This window comes from Pseudohaliea rubra DSM 19751 (assembly GCF_000764025.1).
GTDB lineage: Bacteria > Pseudomonadota > Gammaproteobacteria > Pseudomonadales > Halieaceae > Pseudohaliea > Pseudohaliea rubra.
In genome coordinates this window covers 1-17,510 of record NZ_KN234784.1, presented here as the reverse complement: position 1 = coordinate 17,510, position 17,510 = coordinate 1, and the positions used below count along the sequence as shown (strand labels likewise).

Sequence of the window (17,510 nt, the reverse complement as noted above, 5' to 3'; positions counted from 1 at the left end):
GGTCTGCGGCGGGCTTGTCATCTTCGGCATCGGCGGCGCTGTCCGCAAGACGCATGGTCAGGCTGATGCGCTTGCGTGGTGCGTCCACGGCAAGCACCTTCACGGTGACGATGTCGCCGGCCTTGACCACGCTGTGCGGGTCCTTGACGAAGCGGTCCGCGAGGCGGGAGATGTGCACGAGGCCGTCCTGGTGCACGCCGATATCCACGAAGGCGCCGAAGTTGGTGACGTTGGTGACGGTGCCCTCGAGGACCATGTCCGGCTGCAGATCCTTCATGGTCTGCACGTCGTCGCGCAGCTTCGCGGTCTGGAAGGCCGGCCGCGGATCCCGGCCGGGCTTATCGAGCTCGGCGATGATGTCGCGCACCGTGGGCAGGCCGCGCTCCGCCGTCACGAAGGCCTGCGGGTCCAGGCTTTTCAGGAAGGCGCTGTCGCCGATCACCGCGGCCAGCGCCCGGCCCGCGCTGGCGGCGATAGCCTCCGCGAGCGGGTAGGACTCCGGGTGCACCGCCGAAGCGTCGAGGGGGTTGTCGCCGTCATTAACGCGCAGGAAGCCCGCGGCCTGCTCGAAGGTGCGGGCGCCGAAGCGGGGTACGTCCAGAAGGGCGCGCCGGCTCGGGAAGGCGCCGTGGCTGTCGCGGTGGGCGACGATGGCTGCGGCGAGGCCCGCCGACAGACCGGCAACCCGCGTCAGGAGCGCCGCCGAGGCCATGTTCACGTCGACGCCGACGGCGTTCACGCAGTCCTCCACTACGGCATCGAGCTGCCGGGCCAGCGCGACCTGGCTGACGTCATGCTGGTACTGGCCCACGCCGATGGCTTTGGGCTCGATCTTCACCAGTTCGGCGAGCGGGTCCTGCAGGCGCCTGGCGATGGAGACGGCGCCCCGGAAGGTCACATCCAGATCGGGGAATTCCTCCGCCGCCAGCTGCGAGGCGGAATAGACGGAGGCGCCGGCTTCGGACACGGTGACCCGGGTGGCCGTGATGTCCGGCTCCGCTGCCAGCAGGCGGCCGACGAAGGCATCGGTTTCCCGGCTGGCGGTGCCGTTGCCAATGGCGATGAGTTCCACCTGGTGGCGGCGGAGCAGCGCCGCCACCGTGTCCGCGGACTCCGCCTCCCGCTTCTTGGGGGCGTGAGGAAAAATGGTGGCGTGGTCCACGAGCTTGCCGGTGCCGTCGACCACGGCCACCTTCACGCCGGTCCGAAGCCCCGGGTCCAGGCCCATGGTCGGCCGGGCCCCGGCGGGCGCTGCCAGCAGCAGGTCCTTGAGGTTGCGGGCGAACACGGCGATCGCCTCGGTCTCGGCGCGCTCGCGCAGGTCGCCGAGGAGGTCCGTCTGCAGGCGGGTGAGCAGCTTGACCCGCCAGGTCCAGCGCAGCGTCGTGCCCAGCCAGCTGTCGGCAGGCCGGCCCTGGTCCGCCACCTGCCAGTGCCCGGCCAGCATCGCCTCGCAGGGGTGCGCGTCGCCTGCCTTCTCTTCCGGGTCCATGACCAGGGCCAGCTGCAGGAAGCCGGCGTTGCGGCCGCGGAACATGGCCAGGGCCCGATGCGAGGGCACGCCGGCCAGCGGCTCACAGTGCTCGAAGTAGTCGCGGAACTTGGCCGCTTCGGGATCGTCAGCGGCCCCCGGCGCAGCGGCGGAGCGCAGCAGGGCATTGTCGACGAGGAAGGCCCGCAGCCGGGCGACCAGGTCCGCGTCCTCGGACCAGCGCTCCATGAGGATCTGCCGGGCGCCGTCCAGGGCGTCGTCGGCGCTGGCGATACCGGCATCAGCGTTGAGGTAGGCCGCGGCGATGGTCGCCGGCTCCTGCGCCGGGCCCTGCCAGAGTGCGTCCGCCAGCGGCTCGAGGCCGGCCTCGCGGGCGATCTGTGCCTTGGTGCGGCGCTTCGGCTTGTAGGGCAGGTACAGGTCCTCGAGGCGGCCCTTGCTGTCGGCGGCCAGCAGCTGCGCTTCGAGGGTCTCCGTGAGCTTGCCCTGCTCGCGGATGCTGTCGAGGATCGTGCCGCGCCGGGCCTCGAGTTCCGTGAGGTAGCGGTGCCGTTCCTCCAGCTCGCGCAGCTGGCTGTCATCGAGGCCGCCGGTCACCTCCTTGCGGTAGCGGGCGATGAAGGGAACGGTGGCGCCGTCCTCGAGCAGGGCGAGCGTGGCGCTCACCTGGGCTTCGCGGACGGACAGTTCGGTCGCCAGGCGCTGGGCGATGGTCATGGGCTCTCCTGACAAGCTGAAAAGGGGCTGAAAACGCGGTGAAACGGTGGTGTGGGCGGCTCAGGGCTTGCGCTGGAACCGGCTCACGGCCTCGAGGAGCTGGCGGCAGGTGATCTGGCCGATGAGCTTGCCGTTCTCGACCACCGGGCGCCGGCGCTTGTTCTTGATCAGCATGTCCTGGGCGACATCGACGATGTCTTCGTCGGGGTGGGCCACCACGAGGTTGTCCTTTGCCATCACGTCCGCCACGCGGCCCGGGTCGGACTCGGTATAGGCCGCGCCGAGGATGGCGCGCAGGCAGTCCAGCTCCGAGAGAATGCCGACCAGCTGCCCGGCCTCGTCGACCACGCACAGCCCGGAGATCCGGTTGTCCACGATCACCTGCATGGCCTCGTCGATGGTGGCGTCGCTCCTGACGGTGGCCGGGTGGCGCAGCATGTAGTCACGCAGGCTGACGGAGCGGAGCATGGCGGTTCCCTGTGTCGCTGGCGATGCGGTTCGAGCTGGCTGGGGAGTATAAACGGGCCCGCCATGGGCGGGCCAGCATCGGGAGGGCCGGGGGGAAGGGGGATCAGCGGTCGCGGCCGTGGGGCCGGGTGTAGTCCAGTGCAGGGCCGGCGGGCACCACGCCCGTGGGGTTGATGGTGGGGTGCGAGCGGTAGTAGTGGCCCTTGATGTGCGCGAAGTCCACGGTGTCGGCGATTCCCGGCATCTGGTAGAGCTCGCGCAGGTAGCCGGGCAGGTGCGTGAACTCCTCGAGGCGCTGCCGGTTGCACTTGAAGTGGCCGTGGTACACCGCGTCGAAGCGTAGCAGGGTCGTGAACAGGCGCACATCCGCCTCCGTCAGGCGGTCGCCGGCGAGGAAGCGGTGCCCGGCCAGGTGGGCGTCGATGGCGTCGAGTTCCGCGAACAGTTCGCCGAAGGCCTCCTCGTAGGCCGCCTGCGTGGTGGCGAAGCCGGCCCGGTAGACGCCGTTGTTCACCCGCGGGTAGACGCGCGCATTCCACGCGTCGATGCTTTCCCGCAGGTCTTCCGGGTAGAGATCGAGCGTACTGCCCGTGAGGCCGTCGAAGGCCGTGTTGAGCATGCGCACGATGTCCGCCGATTCGTTGCTGACGATGGTCGCGCGCTCGCGGTCCCAGAGCACCGGGACCGTGACCCGGCCGGTGTAGTCCGGTGCTGCCGCCGTGTACACCTCGTGCATGAAGGCGCGGCCGCCGATCCGGTCACCGCTGGACCCCGCCGCCTCGTCGAAGGTCCAGCCGTTCTCCAGCATCAGCGGGCTGACCACCGACACATCGATCAGCCCCTCGAGCCCCTTGAGTGCGCGCACGATCAGCGTCCGGTGCGCCCAGGGGCAGGCGAGGGAAACGTACAGGTGGTAGCGCCCCGGGGCGGCGGCGAAACCGCCGTCCCCGTCGGGGCCCGGCGACCCGTCCGCCGTGACCCAGTGGCGGAAGCGGGCCTCCTCGCGCTGGAAGCGGCCGCCGCTCTTGCTCGTGTCATACCAGCGGTCGTGCCACTGGCCGTCGATCAGTAGTCCCATCAGGCCCTCCAGGGGGATGATACGAACGAACAGTTTGCGCTTTCGGCGGCTTTGAGGCGACCATGAACACTCCGCTCGGGCGAAAGCAGAAGGACAAGAGCATGGCAAGACAGGTCACGGCGCTCCGGCGCGCCCAGGCCACCAGCGACGGCGCCGGTGTTGCCATCCAGCGGGTGGTGGGCTTCGGCGACGCCGCGCTCGACCCGCTGCTCATGCTCGACGAGCTGCGCTCTGAGCACCGCGAGGACTTCGCCGCGGGCTTTCCGCCGCACCCGCACCGGGGCATGCAAACACTCACTTACATGAAGCACGGCGGCATTGCTCATGAGGATAGCCAGGGGAACCGCGGCGAGATCCGCAGCGGCGGCCTGCAGTGGATGTCCGCCGGGCGCGGCATCATCCACTCCGAAATGCCGACCCAGGACAGCGCCGGCCTGCACGGCTTCCAGCTCTGGGTGAACCTGCCGGCGGCGGAGAAGCTCGGGGCGCCGCGCTACCGTGATATCGAGGGTGCCGCGCTGCCCCGGCTTGCGGGTGACGGCTTCGAGGCCGCGCTCCTGGCCGGTGACTGGCATCTCGGCGACGTCACGGGCGCGGGCGCGCTGCCGGAGCTCACCCCGCAGGCGTCCCTCGCGGACCTCACCCTCGCTCCCGGTGCGACGGTCACCGTGGCCGCAGAGGATGGCGAGAATCTCGTCGCCTACCTCTATGACGGCGCGCTGGCCGGCATCGGGGCGCAGGGGGTCTCCCGGGGCCACCTGCTGGTCGCGGCCGGCGACGGTGCCTGGACCCTCGCGGCGGGCTCCGCGGGCGCGGGGCTTCTGGTGCTGCGCGGTCGTCCGCTGTGCGAGCCCGTCGTCCATTACGGTCCCTTCGTCATGAACACCCGGGAGGAGATCGAGCAGGCCCTGGCCCAGTACCGCGACGGCACCTTCCTCGACTGAGCGTAGGTCACAGATCCCCGGCCCTGTCACGACGAGACGCCATTCCCGGAGGGCCCGCTAGCCCGCAGCGACTTGCCGCCTGCACGCCCCCTGATCGAAGTGTTATCCTTGCGCGCTTCAACCACGGGCAGGAACAGGCGGCATGAGGCGCGCTGGCATCGCGATACTGGCACTGGCCCTGGGCGGCTGCGCGGCGCCCCGGGATCCGGCGCCTGCGAGCGACCCGGTCACCGCCTGCACCGAGCCGCGGCCGCAGGTCTGCACCATGGTCTATGACCCGGTCTGTGCCACGCTCTACGCCGGCGGCCGGGCGGATTACGCGTCGCCCTGCAATGCCTGCGCCGACGATGCCGTGGCCGCCTGGGAACGCGGTTCCTGTGAGGACGCCGATGCAAGCGGCGCCGGCGACGATTGATGGCCTGCCCTGAAACCCGCCACCCCGCGGTGGGGCTGTTCCCTGCTGCCCCTGCCGGAGGCCCGCTTTGAGCCTGACCAATCGCATTCTTCTCGCCATGGTGGCCGGTGTTCTCGTCGGATCCCTGCTCAATCTCCTCGTCGGCAGCGCGGCGACACCGGAGCTCGTCCGCGAGGGCATCAGCAGCTACCTGGTCGACGGCCTCTTCGACGTGGTCGGCCAGGTGTTCGTCGCCTCGCTGCAGCTGCTCGTGGTGCCGCTGGTGCTGGTGTCCCTGATCTGCGGCGCCAGCTCTCTCGGCAACAGTGCGCGCATGGGGCCCATCGCTGGCAAGACACTGCTTTTTTACTTAAGTACCACGGCCATCGCCGTCACCACCGCCCTGTTTGTCGCCGTGCTGGTGGAGCCCGGCTCCGGTGTCAGCCTCGAGACCAATGCCACCTTCGAGCCGACGGAGCCGCCGCCCCTCAAAGACGTGATCATCAACATCTTCCCCTCGAACCCCATCGCAGCCATGGCCGAGGGTGAGATGCTGCAGATCATCGTCTTCGCCCTGCTCTTCGGCTACGCCATTTCCCATGCCGGTGAGGCCGGGCGACGCATTGCCGCCCTTTTCAGTGACCTCGAGGCGGTAGTCATGCGCATGGTCGGCATTCTTATGGGCCTCGCGCCCTATGGGGTGTTTGCGCTTCTCGGGGTGCTCTTCGCCGATATGGGCCTCAGCGCTATCGCCGATCTCGCCAAGTATTTCTTCACGCTGCTGGCCGTGCTGCTGTTCCATGGCCTGGTGGTCTACAGCTTGCTTCTCAAGGTCCTGGCGCGGCGTTCGCCGGCGGTGCTGCTCAGCAAGATGCGCTCCGTCTGGGCCTTTGCTTTCAGCACCGCGTCCTCCGGCGCCACGCTACCCATTACCCTGCGTACGGTGGAAAAGCGCCTCGGCGTGAACAACTCCGTCGCCGGCTTTTCGGTGCCCCTGGGTGCCACCGTCAACATGGACGGCACGGCCATCATGCAGGGTGTGGCGACGGTGTTCATCGCCGAGGTGTACGGCTTCGACCTCAGCCTGACGGCCTATCTGACCGTGATCCTTACCGCCACGCTGGCCTCTATCGGCACCGCCGCCGTGCCCGGCGTCGGGCTTATCACCCTGGCCATGGTCCTCCAGCAGGCGGGGCTGCCCGTGGAGGGTATCGGCCTCATCATCGGCATCGACCGGCTCCTCGATATGGTGCGTACGGCCGTGAACGTGACCGGCGATGCGACCGCGGCGGTGATCGTGGGCAGCTCCGAGGGGCAGCTCGACGAGAACATCTACAATGACCCGAACGCGGATCGCTACCCGGAACGGGACGAGAACACCCGAGTCTCGGAGGCCACATGAGCATCAAGGTAGCTATCGTCCCGGTCACGGCCTACCAGCAGAACTGCTCGCTGCTGAAGTGCGAGGAGACCGGCCGCGGTGCGCTCTTCGACCCGGGTGGCGACCGCGAGCGCATTCTCGCCGCCGTGGAGCAGCTGGGGGTAGAGCTCGAGAAGATCATCCTCACCCATGCCCACATGGATCACTGCGCCCTCGCCGGGGAACTGCGCGAGGAGCTGGGCCTGCCCATTGAAGGCCCGGGGCGCGGGGATGACTTCTGGCTCGAGAAGCTGCCCGAATGGTGCCAGATGGCCGGCTTTCCCCGCGCGGAAGCCTTCGAGCCTGACCGCTGGCTTGAAGACGGCGACCGGGTGACCGTTGGCGCCCAGGCGCTCGAGGTCCTGCACTGCCCGGGGCATACGCCGGGGCATATGGTGCTGTTCCATCGCGGCGAGCGCCTGGCCTGGGTCGGCGACGTGCTCTTCCAGGGTTCCATCGGCCGCACGGATTTCCCCCGCGGCAATCATGACGAACTCATCGCGAGCATCCGCAACAAGCTCTTTCCCCTCGGTGACGATGTGACTTTCATCCCCGGCCACGGCCCCACGTCGACCCTGGGGCACGAGCGCCAGAGCAACCCCTTCGTCGCCGATCCCCGCTATGGCTGAGGCGCCTGGAGCTCGTGAGGCGGATGACGGGGAGCGGGCCGCCGAGCTGCGCGCCGCCTACCTCGGCCAGACGGCGCGCCTTCCCTGGAGCGATCTCGCGGTGCACTTCGCCGGTGGCCGTATGATCCGCGTCGCGCCCGCCCTGGATCTCGTCGAGGTGGCGGTGCAACTGGGTCTCGATAACGTCGCCCGGTTTCAGGCCTGGACCGAGGCAGGCGAGGTGCGCCCGGCAACGGACGATGACGCGAGGGGCTGGGAAGCGAACGGCGCCACGCTCTGGGCTGTGGTCGCAGCGCCCTGGGTGCTGGTGCAACCGCTCCCGGAAGAACCTGAGTGAATCAAGCCTTCTAAAAAGTCCTTTCTGGCCTGCCGGGGCGGATGGTGGAGGGTGCCCCCAGTCGCTCCCCGATACACGCTTGGTGGGGGCACCCTCCACCATCCGCCCCTGCTGTGGTGAAAATCATCGAGGCGTCAGGGGCGAGTGCGGGAGACTTCTCTCACGAAGCGTGTATCGGGGAGCGACCCGGCCGGGTCAGGCTGAGAGAAGTCTCCCGCACTCGCCCCGGAACTCTGCGAAGAGCCTATCTTACAGCCCCCTAGCGGATCACCTTGACCCAGTCGCCGGTGCGCGGCTCCCCGCGCGGGTAGAAGCCGTTGATGAGGCGCAGCTGCGCCTCGGCGTCGGGGATCGGTGACCCTGCTGCGAGGGTCTCCATGGTCGCGCCCCGGGGTACCTGGATGTAGCGGAGGTAGCGCGGCTGGCCGGTCTCCCGCTCCTGCGGCAGGATCGGGCGGAAGCTGGTGATGATTTCCCGCAGGGACGCATCGCCGGCACCGAAGGCCGCCCCTTCCCCTTCGACCCGGCCCTCGAACAGGTAGCTGAGGCCGCCGAAGTCGATCACCGCCAGCCGTTTGCTGCGCCCGCCGGCGCTGGCCACGGCGCTGTAGCCGGTGAGCCCCGCCTGCTCCAGAGCCTCCCCGCCGGAGAGCTCACCGCGGGCGAGGTCCGTGAGCACGGCCTCCGGAGTCGTGGCCGGGTCCCGGCGGCGCAGGGTGATGGTCACGGTCGCGCTGCCGTCGCCGGCGCGGGCGACCACCGCCTGGGCGCCGGCATCCACCCGCCAGCCTTCGGGGTGCGCGAAGGTAAAGCCCAGCTTGTTGTGGTAGTAACGGTTATCGGCACGCTGGCCCTGGACGCTCTGGCCCCAGACCAGGCCGTCGGTCCGTTCGCGGAATTCCCCGGGGCGGGACGGGTCTTCGATATAGGCGCCCGTGTCGAGTTCGCCGGCGGCACCAATGACCGTCTGCAGACGCTTGTCGTTGCGGGGGTGTGACGCGTAGAGGCCGTGGTAGGTGGCCAGCGGCTTGCCGGAGGCCTTCGCTTTCAGGCGCTGGAACTGCTCCTGATTCTTGAGCACGCCGATGACCTCGAGCAGGGCTTCCGGATCGTAGCCGGCCTTGTACATGTATTCGGCGCCGAGGCCGTCGGCCTCCAGCTCCATATCCCGCCCGTAGCCGCTCATGAGCTCTGCGCCGTACATGCTCGACGCCTCGTAGAGGGCGCCGGAGCCGGTGAACACGTAGGCGGTGGTGGCCAGCACCTTGGAAGTGACCCCAGCCGCCTTGCGCCGCCCGTGATGGCGAGCGGTCACGTGGGCGATCTCGTGCGCGAGCACGCCGGCCAGCTCCGCCTCGCTGTCGAGGTAGCCGAGGAGGCCGCGGTTGATGTAAATGTAGCCGCCGGGGGTGGCGAAGGCGTTGATGTCCGGCGCGTCGATGACAGAGAAGGTAAAGTCCCGCTTCGGCATGTCGCTCTTTTCAACCAGGCGCTGGCCGATGCGCTCGACGTAGGCGGCGAGCTCCGGGTCGTCGTAGAAGGCACCCTCGGCCTTGAACTTTTCGTACATCTCCTCGCCGGTCTCGGCCTCGCCATCCTTGCTGCCGAGGACTACCGTGGCGCCGCCGGTGGCGGGGTTGACGGTGCAGCCGCCGGCGAGGAGGGCGGCCAGGAGCAAGGCGAGCAGCCACCCTTGCCGCTTCAGCCATAGAAGTACGCACTCGCCCCGGGGTTGCGCGAAGAACCGAAAGACGGGACGCAGGAGCAGGTGCACGGGCTCAGTGCTCACTGGAGAGAAACTTGAGGAGCTGGTCGCCGAGGCCGTCGCAGGCCGTGCCCTGCACCGGCGCGATGATCGGGATGGGGACGACCACCGCGGGCATGTAGGACTGGCCGCTGGCGGAGGTATTCAGGCGCCCCACTTCGGCCCGGTTGGTGAAGTCCCAGATGGTCGCCTCGTAGGTCGAATCGTTGCCCCAGGTGCCGAAGCCGAAGCAGCCGGCGCCGCCGGGGCCCACGCCGCAGGTCATGGAGCCGGCGGAGTTGGTCTGCACGGTGCTGCCGTCTACCCACACCAGGTACTCCGTCTGCAGCGTGGCGAGCTTTTCCGCTACCGGCGGCTGGGCCATGAGGCGGTCGATGTCCGCGGGCCGAAGCGGCGCCGTGCGCGGCTCGAACCAGGGATAGAGCGCGTTGAGAAACTCCAGCTCGCCGATCACGTTGATGCTCGAGTCTCCGCGCTGGATATGCTTGCCAATGCACTCGATGAAGTCCGGCTCGGTCTCGTAGTCGCTCGCGTGGCGGCGCCCGAGGATGACCACCCCGGCGTCGCCAACGCCTTCCAGGGGCTCGTTGAAGACCATCTCGTCCACGGTGGCCGTGACGCAGCCGGTGCCGAGCAGGGCGCCGACCAGCACCGGGGCGAGGCGGGCCAGGGCGCGCAGCTTCACCGTGGGGTCTCCGGCCCCGCGGCCATGGTCGTGGGGGCGTCCAGAGCATCCATCCAGGCGGTTACCTCCGGCACCCGGGTGAAGCTGGTGGCGAAGTGAGCGCCGGCATCGCGCAGGGCGACCACCGCGGCGAGATTCACCGCCGCCTCGTCGGACTGCAGAAAGGCCGTGGGTGTCTTGCCGTAGGCGGTCATGGTCCAGTCGGCGATGGTCTCGCCCTGCGTAGTCACCAGCTCGAAGGCGTAGCGCATCCAGATCTCGTAAACCTTGATGTTGGTCTGGGCGGGGATGGCGTACTGCAGCTCGTCGACCCGCGGGATGAGGACCGCATCCACGGCCGGGTTCATCTGCTCCGGCGCCGGCCGGGCATCCATGGGCACTACGCGCTCGAACATGCCGGCGAGCAGGGTGTCCCAGAGCTGCACCTGGGCCTCGCCGGTACGCACCAGCCAGTCGGTCTCGGCGCGGCCCTTGGCCTCGTCAAAGAATTCATGCTGGCGGAAGGCGTCGTCGTACCAGACCCCGAGGGTGAGCGGCAGCTTGCTCATGGTGGGTTCCGGGAACCGGCCCGCCACAACGACTTCCTTGGCGCCGCAGCCGGCCAGCAGCAACAGCGCTGCGAGCAGCAGCACGCCGGCGAGGGGGCGGTCAGGGGCGGAAGTCGTTGAGCCCGACAAAGGTACCTCCGTTCCGATAGGTCAACTCGCGCATCAGCGTGGCGAAGCGAACACCGGTTGTCTGCAGGTTGGGCGGACGTATGAACTGTACGGGGAAACCGACCGCGTGGATGCGTACCCGCTGCTCGCCGTCCGCCGCCTCGCGATTGATCGTACCCACCGTGTCCACCACCTGGGCGATGGATTCGCCTGTGAACTCGTCCCCGAACACGTAGATACTAATCTTTTTGTCCGGGTCGTAAAACGTTCGCACGGCCTGGGTGATCCCCTCCACCGGGCTCGAGTTCGAGAACACGTTCCAGTTGCGCAGGTTCTGCAGGATGACCTGCCGGCGCCCGGGCGTGTCCGGGATCCACTGGCCCCGGTAGCGGCTGAACATGTAGTTGCCCATGTCGTTGAGCACCTGAATACCCTTGACGTTGGGATAGATCGCCAGCGTGGCTTCAAGTTCCCGGAGCATGCGCTCCCAGGCGTAGGAGAACATGGAGCCCGAGGTGTCGATAATGAAGATGATGTACTCGCTGTCGACGGGGATACCGCCGATGAGGTTGTTGCTGCGCTCGAGGCCGGCCAGGAGCCGTTTCTGCTCGGCAGTGAGGCTCTGCCGGGCGATAGCGAGCCGCTCGGTGATGGTACTGTTGCTGTTCTGCTCGACCTGGATGCTGTCGTAGCGCGAGCGCGCACTGGCGAGCTGCCCCTGGAGGATGGCGATGCGCTCCCGGTACTCGGACAGCTGCTCCTGTTTCGCGTTCAGGTCCCGGTTCAGGACCACACTCTCACCGCGCAGCTCGAAGAGCTGTTCCTGCAGGTCTGCGATGCGCCCCTTGAGGTTCACCGTGGAGGCCTCGATGATCTGCGGCTGTACGGTTTTGGTGATCATGAGCAGCAGGATAACCGCGCCGAAGCCACAGCAGATCACGTCCAGAAAGGATAGAGAGAACTCGGCCATTTCCCGCCGGGCTTTGCGCATCAGGGCCAGTCTCTCGACGGGCTCATAAAGGAGCCCCCGGTGGCCTGGGCCAGCTGCCAGAACTCCGACGCGGCCATGGGGTCGCCCTCCATGGGGGCAAGAATGATATTCACGGGCACGTTCTGCGGCAGCGAGCGGATGGCGTCGCGGTAGAGCTTCTGGCGCTCCCGGCCGGAGACCTTTGTGCCCCGGGGCGGGTTGGCCCCCTGCGTGGGCAGGCCGTCGGTGAGGAGGAAGATGTTGTCCGGCGCCGGCGACAGCCTGCCGAGGGCGACGAAGGCGTTGTGCAGGGAGGTGCCGCCGCCGGGCACGAGCTTGCCGAGGGCGGTGCTCACGGACTCGAGCTGGGGCTGGTTCGCCACCTCGAGCCAGCTGCCGTCGGTCTCCGGGAGCACCGACCGGGCCTCGGTGTTGAAGGCGATGACCTGGTAGCTGGCGTTCACCGGCAGCTGGGCGCTGAGCCAGTCCACGGTGGCGACGGTCCGCTGCCATTTCTCCGCCTGGCGCTGCACGGTCTCGTCCATGTTGCGCAGACGGATGACGTTCACCAGCCGGTCAGCGAGCATGCTCGCGGATGCGTCGAGGAGGATGACAATGTGTCGCCCGCCGAGGTTCAGGCCCGTGAGGTACTGGCGCTGGCCATCGCCGGTGAAGCTACGGGCGCTGCGGCCGCCTTCCTCCTTCGCTGCCTCACGCAGCCGCTTCACCTCCTCCTCGAGGGACCGCACCTCGGCTTTCAGCTTCTCCAGGGCGTCGTCATCGGTGTAGCCATCGTCGGCGAGGTCGCTGATCAGTGCCTCGTAGCGGTCGATCTCCTCGGTGACCCGGCTGGCCCGGCCCTGGGCCTCGACGATGGCCTCGTCAGTCTCACCGAGGGCGTTGCGCAGGGCGACGAGCCCTTCCTCGCCGACGCGGATGTCCTCCTCGAGCATGTTCACCTCCGAGAGCAAATCGGCGTTCAGCTCCTGCGACTGCACCTCGATGCTGTGATCGATGATCAGGAACACCAGCACCACCGCACCGAAGCCACAGGACATGATGTCCAGGAAGCTGAGGTTGAAGGTGCTGAAGCTACGCTTGCGCCGGGCCACGGTGCTACGCGCGGACCTCGATCAGCTGCCACTGGCCGCCGCCAACGGCAATCCGGTCTCCGGCTGCGAGCGCGGCGCCTTTCCAGGGGCCGTCGTTCACTACAGCGGTGCCGCGGCCCGGGGCGAGGCGCCAGCCGCCGTCGCCGTGCACCAGCGACCAGCCATCGGCGAGGGGCATGTTGTCGACCAGGGGTGCGGCCTGCCCGCCCTCAAGCAGATGCGTGGGCGCGGGGGTTCCGGTCTCCCGGCGGCCCTCGGCCGGTGCTCGTGGCGACGCTGCTGCGGAAGCGGGCGCGCTTCGCGGTCCGGTGGCCCCGTTCCCCACCGGCAGGCTCCGCACCAGGTGCAGCGCCTCCCCCGGCTGGACGATACGTTCCCCGTGGGCAGCCAGAGCCTCCGGCAGGTCCCGGCTGCTCGCTACCCGGGCCCCGGGAAAACTCTGGGTAAAGCCCGGTAGCAGGTCCACCAGCGGGTCTACCAGCAGGAGGGGGGCGTCGCCGTTCCTGCCGAGCTCCCGGCCCACGCTGTCGTGCAGCCGGCGGCCTGCCGCCCGCAGTGCGTCATAGCTGATGCGCGAGCGATAGCCTCCGGCCTCGAGGATTGTGTCGTCCGCATCGCGCAGCGCCGCCAGGGTGGTGCCGAGATTGTCGTAGAGCTGCTGCTCCGTCTCCGCCTGGCGCCGGGGGTCGAAGCGGGTGTTGTCGATGAAGCTCCGCGCGATCGCCTCCACCAGGCTTTCCTGCAGGGCGAGGAAGCCACAGCCCGGGAGCACCTGCTCTGCGGTCACCGTGAGTTCACCGCCGTCGCTGTCGAGGCGCGTAAGCAGCGCCTGGTGGAGCTGCAGCTCGAGGTGGCAGGCGGAGCCCCGGGCCTCGTGTGCCGCGGCCACGAGCAGGCTGCGGTTGGCCAGGCCCACCGCGTCGAAGGGGCAGGCCCGGATGATACCGAGGAGCAGGGAGAGCTGTTCCTTGTGCAGGCTTTCCGGCACCGCCAGTACCAGTTCCCCGGGCCTGCCGGCGGCCTCGTGGAGGGCCAGCAGGTGACCGTGGACGAGGTCCGCCGTATGCCGGGCGGGTCCCAGGGCCGGCTGCAGAGGGCGGGTGCCGAGCTGCCACCAGTAGCGCGTGTTGATGTTGCGCGGCTGGCGTCGGGCATGGCTGCGGGCGTCCTCGCCGTAGCGGTAGCTGTCGCCATCGAGGAGCGCGAAACCCGGGCTGCGCACCGCGCGGCCGTCCTGCCAGAGGCGCAGCTCGCTGTCGAGGATGTCGAGGAGGGCGGCCATCAATCCGGGGCCACCAGGTGACGCATGAGGCGCTTGTCGGCGTAGCGCTGGGCATCGAGTACCAGGCGCTCCTGGGCCAGCTGCAGCTGGTGCAGGCAGAACATGATGATGATCGACAGTACCAGCGCCACGAAGGTGCTGTTGAAGGCCACGCCGAGGCTGGCGGTGACGCCGGAGATATCTCCCTCCACGGCCTCGTAGGCCTGGCCCAGGGCGTCACCGATGCCGCGCACGGTGCCGATGAAGCCGATGGAGGGGATGGCCCAGGCAATGTAGCGCACCATGGACATTTCCGAGTCGAGGCGGTCGGATTCCACCTCCACCTGCTCGCGGATCGTGTCGGAAACGGCCTGGATCGATCCGGTGGTGGCGAAGCGCTGCAGGGCCGCAAGGAGCGTCCTCGGCAGCAGATAGTCCTGCTGTTCCGCCGGCAGGGCCTCGATGCTGCGGCTGTACTCGCGCGCATCCGGCGGCAGCACGCTGGTGCCCTCGGGAATATCGATGAGGGAGGCCTCGAGGAGACGTCGTTCCTGCAGGTTCTGGCGCCCCTTGTAACCCATGATGGCCAGCGCCCAGATCAACAGGATGAAGCAGGCCTCCTGTTCGAAGTCGCGGATCACCACCGCCAGAGAGCGCTCCGGCACGAACTCGGCGCCGGCGGCGATGGCTGCCGCCTGCTCCCGGAGCTGCGCATCGGCCACGGGCCGGATCGCCCCGACGTAGGCGCCGTGGACCACGATGATCGCCAGCAGTAGCGCTGCGATCTGGAAGAGGAACTCTCCGGAGAACTGGTTCTTCATGCTAGATGTCCACGGGAAAAGAGACGGACAGGTCCTCGGAGATCTCTTCGGAGGCCTGATAATCGAAGGGGGAGCTGTCCCCGGCGGCTGTGTTCGCCTCGGAATCGTCCCCGGCAGCCGGGTCAGCAGCCGGGTCAGCAGTCGGGTCAGCAGTCGGGTCAGCAGTCGGGTCAGCAGTCGGGTCGGGCGCGGCGGCCTCACTGGCGGGATCTGCCTGCAGGGCGGTCACCGCACCTGCCCCAGGCGGTCCCGGCGTCGCGGCCTGCGCCGCTTCAGCGGCCCCTGCAGCCTGCGCAGCTGCTAGCGCGGCGCTCAGCAGCAGGGCTGCCGGCAGTTCCCTCATGGCTCACTCCGCATAACGTGCGATCCGGAATCCTACGTCATCGCGCCCGCGCTGCCCATAATCCCGATAGGTCAGGCGCAGCTCGGTCAGCTTGGAGAGTGCCCAGCTGGCACCGCGGATCGTGTAGTTGTCGCCGTTCGGCGAGCCCAGCGGATCTGTCTTGACGATGCTGTTGGCCGGCGGGATCACGTAGACGTCATTGACCCACTCCGCGGCATTGCCGCCGAGATCGTAAAGGCCGTGGTGGTTCGGCGGGAAGCTGGCCACCGGCGCGCTGACCACAAAGCCGTCCTCGTAGCCGCCGAGAACCCGCCCGGTCACGTAGGCGGAGGTATTGTCCGCGACATTCTCCACCGGCGAAGTCGGCGGGAATTCGTCGCCCCAGGCGAAGCGCTGCAGCGCCTCGCCGTTGACCCGGCTCACCCAGGCCCACTCGGCTTCCGTGGGCAGACGGTAGCCGATGGCGCCGGGCCGGAAGCCGGTAATGATCCCCTGCTCCTCGGTGTAGAAGGGGGGCAGGTCCTCTTTGCGGCTGAGCCAGTTGCAGAACGCCGCGGCCTGCTGCCAGCTGACCTGCACGGCCGGCTGCTGCTCGCGGTTCAGGCTGTTGCCCTGTACCTGGCCGCTGTTGTGGCTGGCCTGGAAGAGGCGGAACTGGGCATTGGTGACTTCCGTGGTCTGCAGGTAGAAGGGTCGCTCGAGGCGCACCGGGTGGAGAACTTCGTTGGCGCGCCGGCCCGGGTCCCGCCGCGAGGCGCCCAGGGTGAACTCGTTGCGCGGAGCCAGCTTCGGATCGAAGAGGCGCAGGGTCTGGCCGAGGGCCGTGGTGAGCTCCGCCGGGAGACGGGCTTTGCGCGCCTCGGCCTCGGTCTTGAGGTTGAGCGTGACCAGCTGCTTGAGGCCCTCCCGCGGGGTCACGCGCCGGCGCAGGGTCTCGTAGCCCTCGAGGCTGGCGACGATCTCGTGCTCGACCTCCGGGAGGGCGACGGTCCGCGGGCCGGTGCCCACGAGCTCGCCGTCGATGCGCAGCGCCGCCGTCGGCGGATCGACCTCCAGCACCACCTCGCCGAGGCGGGGCTCCAGGCGCAGGTCGCGCTGCGCCGTGGCGCCGGCGGCCAGCGTGACGCTGTCGCGGTAGCGACGGTAGCCGGGGCGGGACAGGACAAGCTCATGGGCCCGGTCCGGTGTCAGCTCCACGGTGAGCGGCGTCTGCCCGCGGAACTCGCCGCCCACGGTGACGTTGGCGCCCCCTGGCCGGCTGGTGAGTTCGAGCACGCCGGCAGCGGGCACGAGGGTAACGGTGCCCAGGTCCTGCGGCTCCCGGGCGATCACCGCCAGGGTGGCTCGGTACTCGGCGAAACCCGGCGCCCGCAGGCGCAGCTCGCGATCGCCCTGCAGCACGGCGACGGTAGCGGGGGTCTTGCCGAGGACCTCGTCGCCGACCGCGATCGTCGCGCCCTCAGGCTCGCTGGCGACGGTGAGCTCCGCCCAGGCCGGCGCCAGCTCGAGGGCGATGGTCTGGGTCACGCCGCGGCCGGTGACGTCGATGGTGCTTTCCAGGGGCAGGTAGCGCGGCGCCTCGGCACGGAGGGTATGCTCGCCGGCTGCGATCTCAAATGCCAGGGCCCTTGCGGGAGCTGCGTCCCCGCGCCGATCCGGGTTGTCGCTGTGCTCTGCACCACGCAATGCTTCGCCGTCCAGGGTGAGGGTGGCGCCCGCGGGCAGTCCCGTGAAGGTCACCTGACCCGGCAGGGGTTTGAGCGTCACCTCGTAGCGCTGGGTATCCGCGCTGCCGACTGTCAGGGTGCTGCGGTGGGGCTCGTAGCCCTCGGCTCCGATGGTGATGGGATAGCGTCCGGGGCGGATCAGGAAGCGCTGGCCGAAGGGAAGGGCGAAACCGTCGATAGCGATCGCCACCGGCGCCTCCGCAACAACGTCGATCTCCACAGAGCGTGCGGTAAGCAGGAACGCCAGGGCCAGCAGGAAGAGCACGGCCCCGGCAGCCGCGACGATAGCCACCGGGCGCAGGCGGCGCTTCGGCGCGGCGCTGTCGGCGGCCAGGGGCTGGAAAGCCGCTGCCTCGATGCGCTCCACGGGGTCGTCGTTGCGGTCACTCATCGGATGGCCTCGGTGCAGGCGACGGTGAGGGTCAGCGGTGAGTCCTCCGGTGTTACGCGGAAGGTCTCGCGCACGTCCCGATAGCCGGGGCGGGTGCCCACGGCGGTGTATTGGCCGGGGCGCAGCTCGAGGGTACGCTCCTCGAAGCTGCCGAGCTGCGCCACCCGATAGACCGTGACGCTGGTCTCGCCATCGGAGCGCAGGGTGACCTCGACCTCCGTTTCGGCCCGGGCCAGCAGTGCCGCCAGGCGCTCGACCTGGCCGGCCAGCCGCGGCTGGGTGGCCGGGTCCGCCGGCAGC

At 68.9% G+C, this 17,510-nt stretch carries 17 protein-coding genes and 1 pseudogene; 5 read left to right on the top strand and 13 right to left on the bottom strand.

Annotated features, from left to right (window positions below; translation table 11 throughout):
• The 3 genes from HRUBRA_RS12325 to HRUBRA_RS12315 all read right to left on the bottom strand — a co-directional run.
• Positions 1–2,209: Tex family protein (locus tag HRUBRA_RS12325; RefSeq protein ID WP_052094812.1), on the bottom strand; the 2,209-nt coding region annotated here is incomplete at its 3' end.
• A 60-nt stretch (positions 2,210–2,269) separates the two neighbouring features.
• Positions 2,270–2,677 (bottom strand): CBS domain-containing protein, encoded by a 408-nt coding sequence (locus tag HRUBRA_RS12320; protein WP_035517598.1) that lies wholly within the window; start codon positions 2,675–2,677, stop codon positions 2,270–2,272.
• 103 nt (positions 2,678–2,780) lie between these two features.
• Positions 2,781–3,755 carry a glutathione S-transferase family protein gene (locus tag HRUBRA_RS12315; protein ID WP_035517596.1) on the bottom strand — a complete coding sequence of 325 codons (975 nt, stop codon included), beginning with the start codon at positions 3,753–3,755 and terminating at the stop codon, positions 2,781–2,783.
• A gap of 101 nt (positions 3,756–3,856) precedes the next feature.
• Here HRUBRA_RS12315 and HRUBRA_RS12310 point away from each other — a divergent pair, with 101 nt between their 5' ends.
• The 5 genes from HRUBRA_RS12310 (at position 3,857) to HRUBRA_RS12290 (ending at position 7,479) form a co-directional block, all read left to right on the top strand.
• Complete coding sequence (locus HRUBRA_RS12310) at positions 3,857–4,699, top strand: pirin family protein (protein WP_035517595.1); 843 nt, start codon at positions 3,857–3,859, stop codon at positions 4,697–4,699.
• Between the two features lie 142 nt (positions 4,700–4,841).
• Entirely contained in the window at positions 4,842–5,114 is a 273-nt protein-coding gene (locus tag HRUBRA_RS12305) for a hypothetical protein (protein WP_035517593.1), read from the top strand.
• 67 nt (positions 5,115–5,181) lie between these two features.
• On the top strand, positions 5,182–6,495 hold the full coding sequence (locus tag HRUBRA_RS12300) for a dicarboxylate/amino acid:cation symporter (RefSeq protein ID WP_035517591.1): 1,314 nt from the start codon (positions 5,182–5,184) through the stop codon (positions 6,493–6,495).
• The gene (locus HRUBRA_RS12295) at positions 6,492–7,142 is read left to right on the top strand and encodes an MBL fold metallo-hydrolase (RefSeq protein WP_035517590.1); all 651 of its coding nucleotides are present in this window, start codon (positions 6,492–6,494) and stop codon (positions 7,140–7,142) included. The genes HRUBRA_RS12300 and HRUBRA_RS12295 overlap by 4 nt, the downstream gene beginning before the upstream one ends.
• A complete protein-coding gene (locus HRUBRA_RS12290) occupies positions 7,135–7,479 on the top strand; it encodes a DUF2288 domain-containing protein (protein ID WP_052094810.1) in 345 nt (114 codons plus the stop codon). Before HRUBRA_RS12295 ends, HRUBRA_RS12290 begins: the two co-directional genes overlap by 8 nt.
• Positions 7,480–7,738: 259 nt before the next feature.
• Here HRUBRA_RS12290 and HRUBRA_RS12285 read toward each other — a convergent pair whose 3' ends face one another.
• The 10 genes and pseudogenes from HRUBRA_RS12285 to HRUBRA_RS15440 form a co-directional block, all read right to left on the bottom strand.
• Complete coding sequence (locus HRUBRA_RS12285; protein WP_236629867.1) at positions 7,739–9,268, bottom strand: M48 family metalloprotease; 1,530 nt, start codon at positions 9,266–9,268, stop codon at positions 7,739–7,741.
• Positions 9,258–9,923: a hypothetical protein gene (locus HRUBRA_RS12280; protein WP_052094822.1), complete on the bottom strand. Its 666-nt coding sequence runs from the start codon at positions 9,921–9,923 to the stop codon at positions 9,258–9,260. The genes HRUBRA_RS12285 and HRUBRA_RS12280 overlap by 11 nt, the downstream gene beginning before the upstream one ends.
• 2 nt (positions 9,924–9,925) lie before the next feature.
• Positions 9,926–10,606: a hypothetical protein gene (locus HRUBRA_RS12275; protein WP_052094808.1), complete on the bottom strand. Its 681-nt coding sequence runs from the start codon at positions 10,604–10,606 to the stop codon at positions 9,926–9,928.
• Complete coding sequence (locus HRUBRA_RS12270) at positions 10,578–11,576, bottom strand: hypothetical protein (protein ID WP_035517589.1); 999 nt, start codon at positions 11,574–11,576, stop codon at positions 10,578–10,580. Before HRUBRA_RS12270 ends, HRUBRA_RS12275 begins: the two co-directional genes overlap by 29 nt.
• Positions 11,576–12,667, bottom strand: a complete 1,092-nt coding sequence (locus HRUBRA_RS12265) for a vWA domain-containing protein (protein ID WP_035517588.1) — start codon at positions 12,665–12,667, stop codon at positions 11,576–11,578. Before HRUBRA_RS12265 ends, HRUBRA_RS12270 begins: the two co-directional genes overlap by 1 nt.
• A gap of 4 nt (positions 12,668–12,671) precedes the next feature.
• Entirely contained in the window at positions 12,672–13,949 is a 1,278-nt protein-coding gene (locus HRUBRA_RS12260) for a hypothetical protein (protein ID WP_035517587.1), read from the bottom strand.
• A complete protein-coding gene (locus HRUBRA_RS12255) occupies positions 13,949–14,749 on the bottom strand; it encodes a MotA/TolQ/ExbB proton channel family protein (RefSeq protein ID WP_035517586.1) in 801 nt (266 codons plus the stop codon). Before HRUBRA_RS12255 ends, HRUBRA_RS12260 begins: the two co-directional genes overlap by 1 nt.
• A gap of 1 nt (position 14,750) precedes the next feature.
• Positions 14,751–15,092, bottom strand: coding sequence for a hypothetical protein (locus HRUBRA_RS12250; RefSeq protein ID WP_035517585.1), 342 nt, complete (start codon positions 15,090–15,092; stop codon positions 14,751–14,753).
• Between the two features lie 3 nt (positions 15,093–15,095).
• Positions 15,096–17,210: a PEGA domain-containing protein gene (locus HRUBRA_RS12245; RefSeq protein ID WP_035517584.1), complete on the bottom strand. Its 2,115-nt coding sequence runs from the start codon at positions 17,208–17,210 to the stop codon at positions 15,096–15,098.
• Positions 17,207–17,510 (bottom strand): annotated as a pseudogene (locus tag HRUBRA_RS15440) (hypothetical protein); the annotation flags it as partial. The pseudogene HRUBRA_RS15440 and the gene HRUBRA_RS12245, both read right to left, overlap by 4 nt.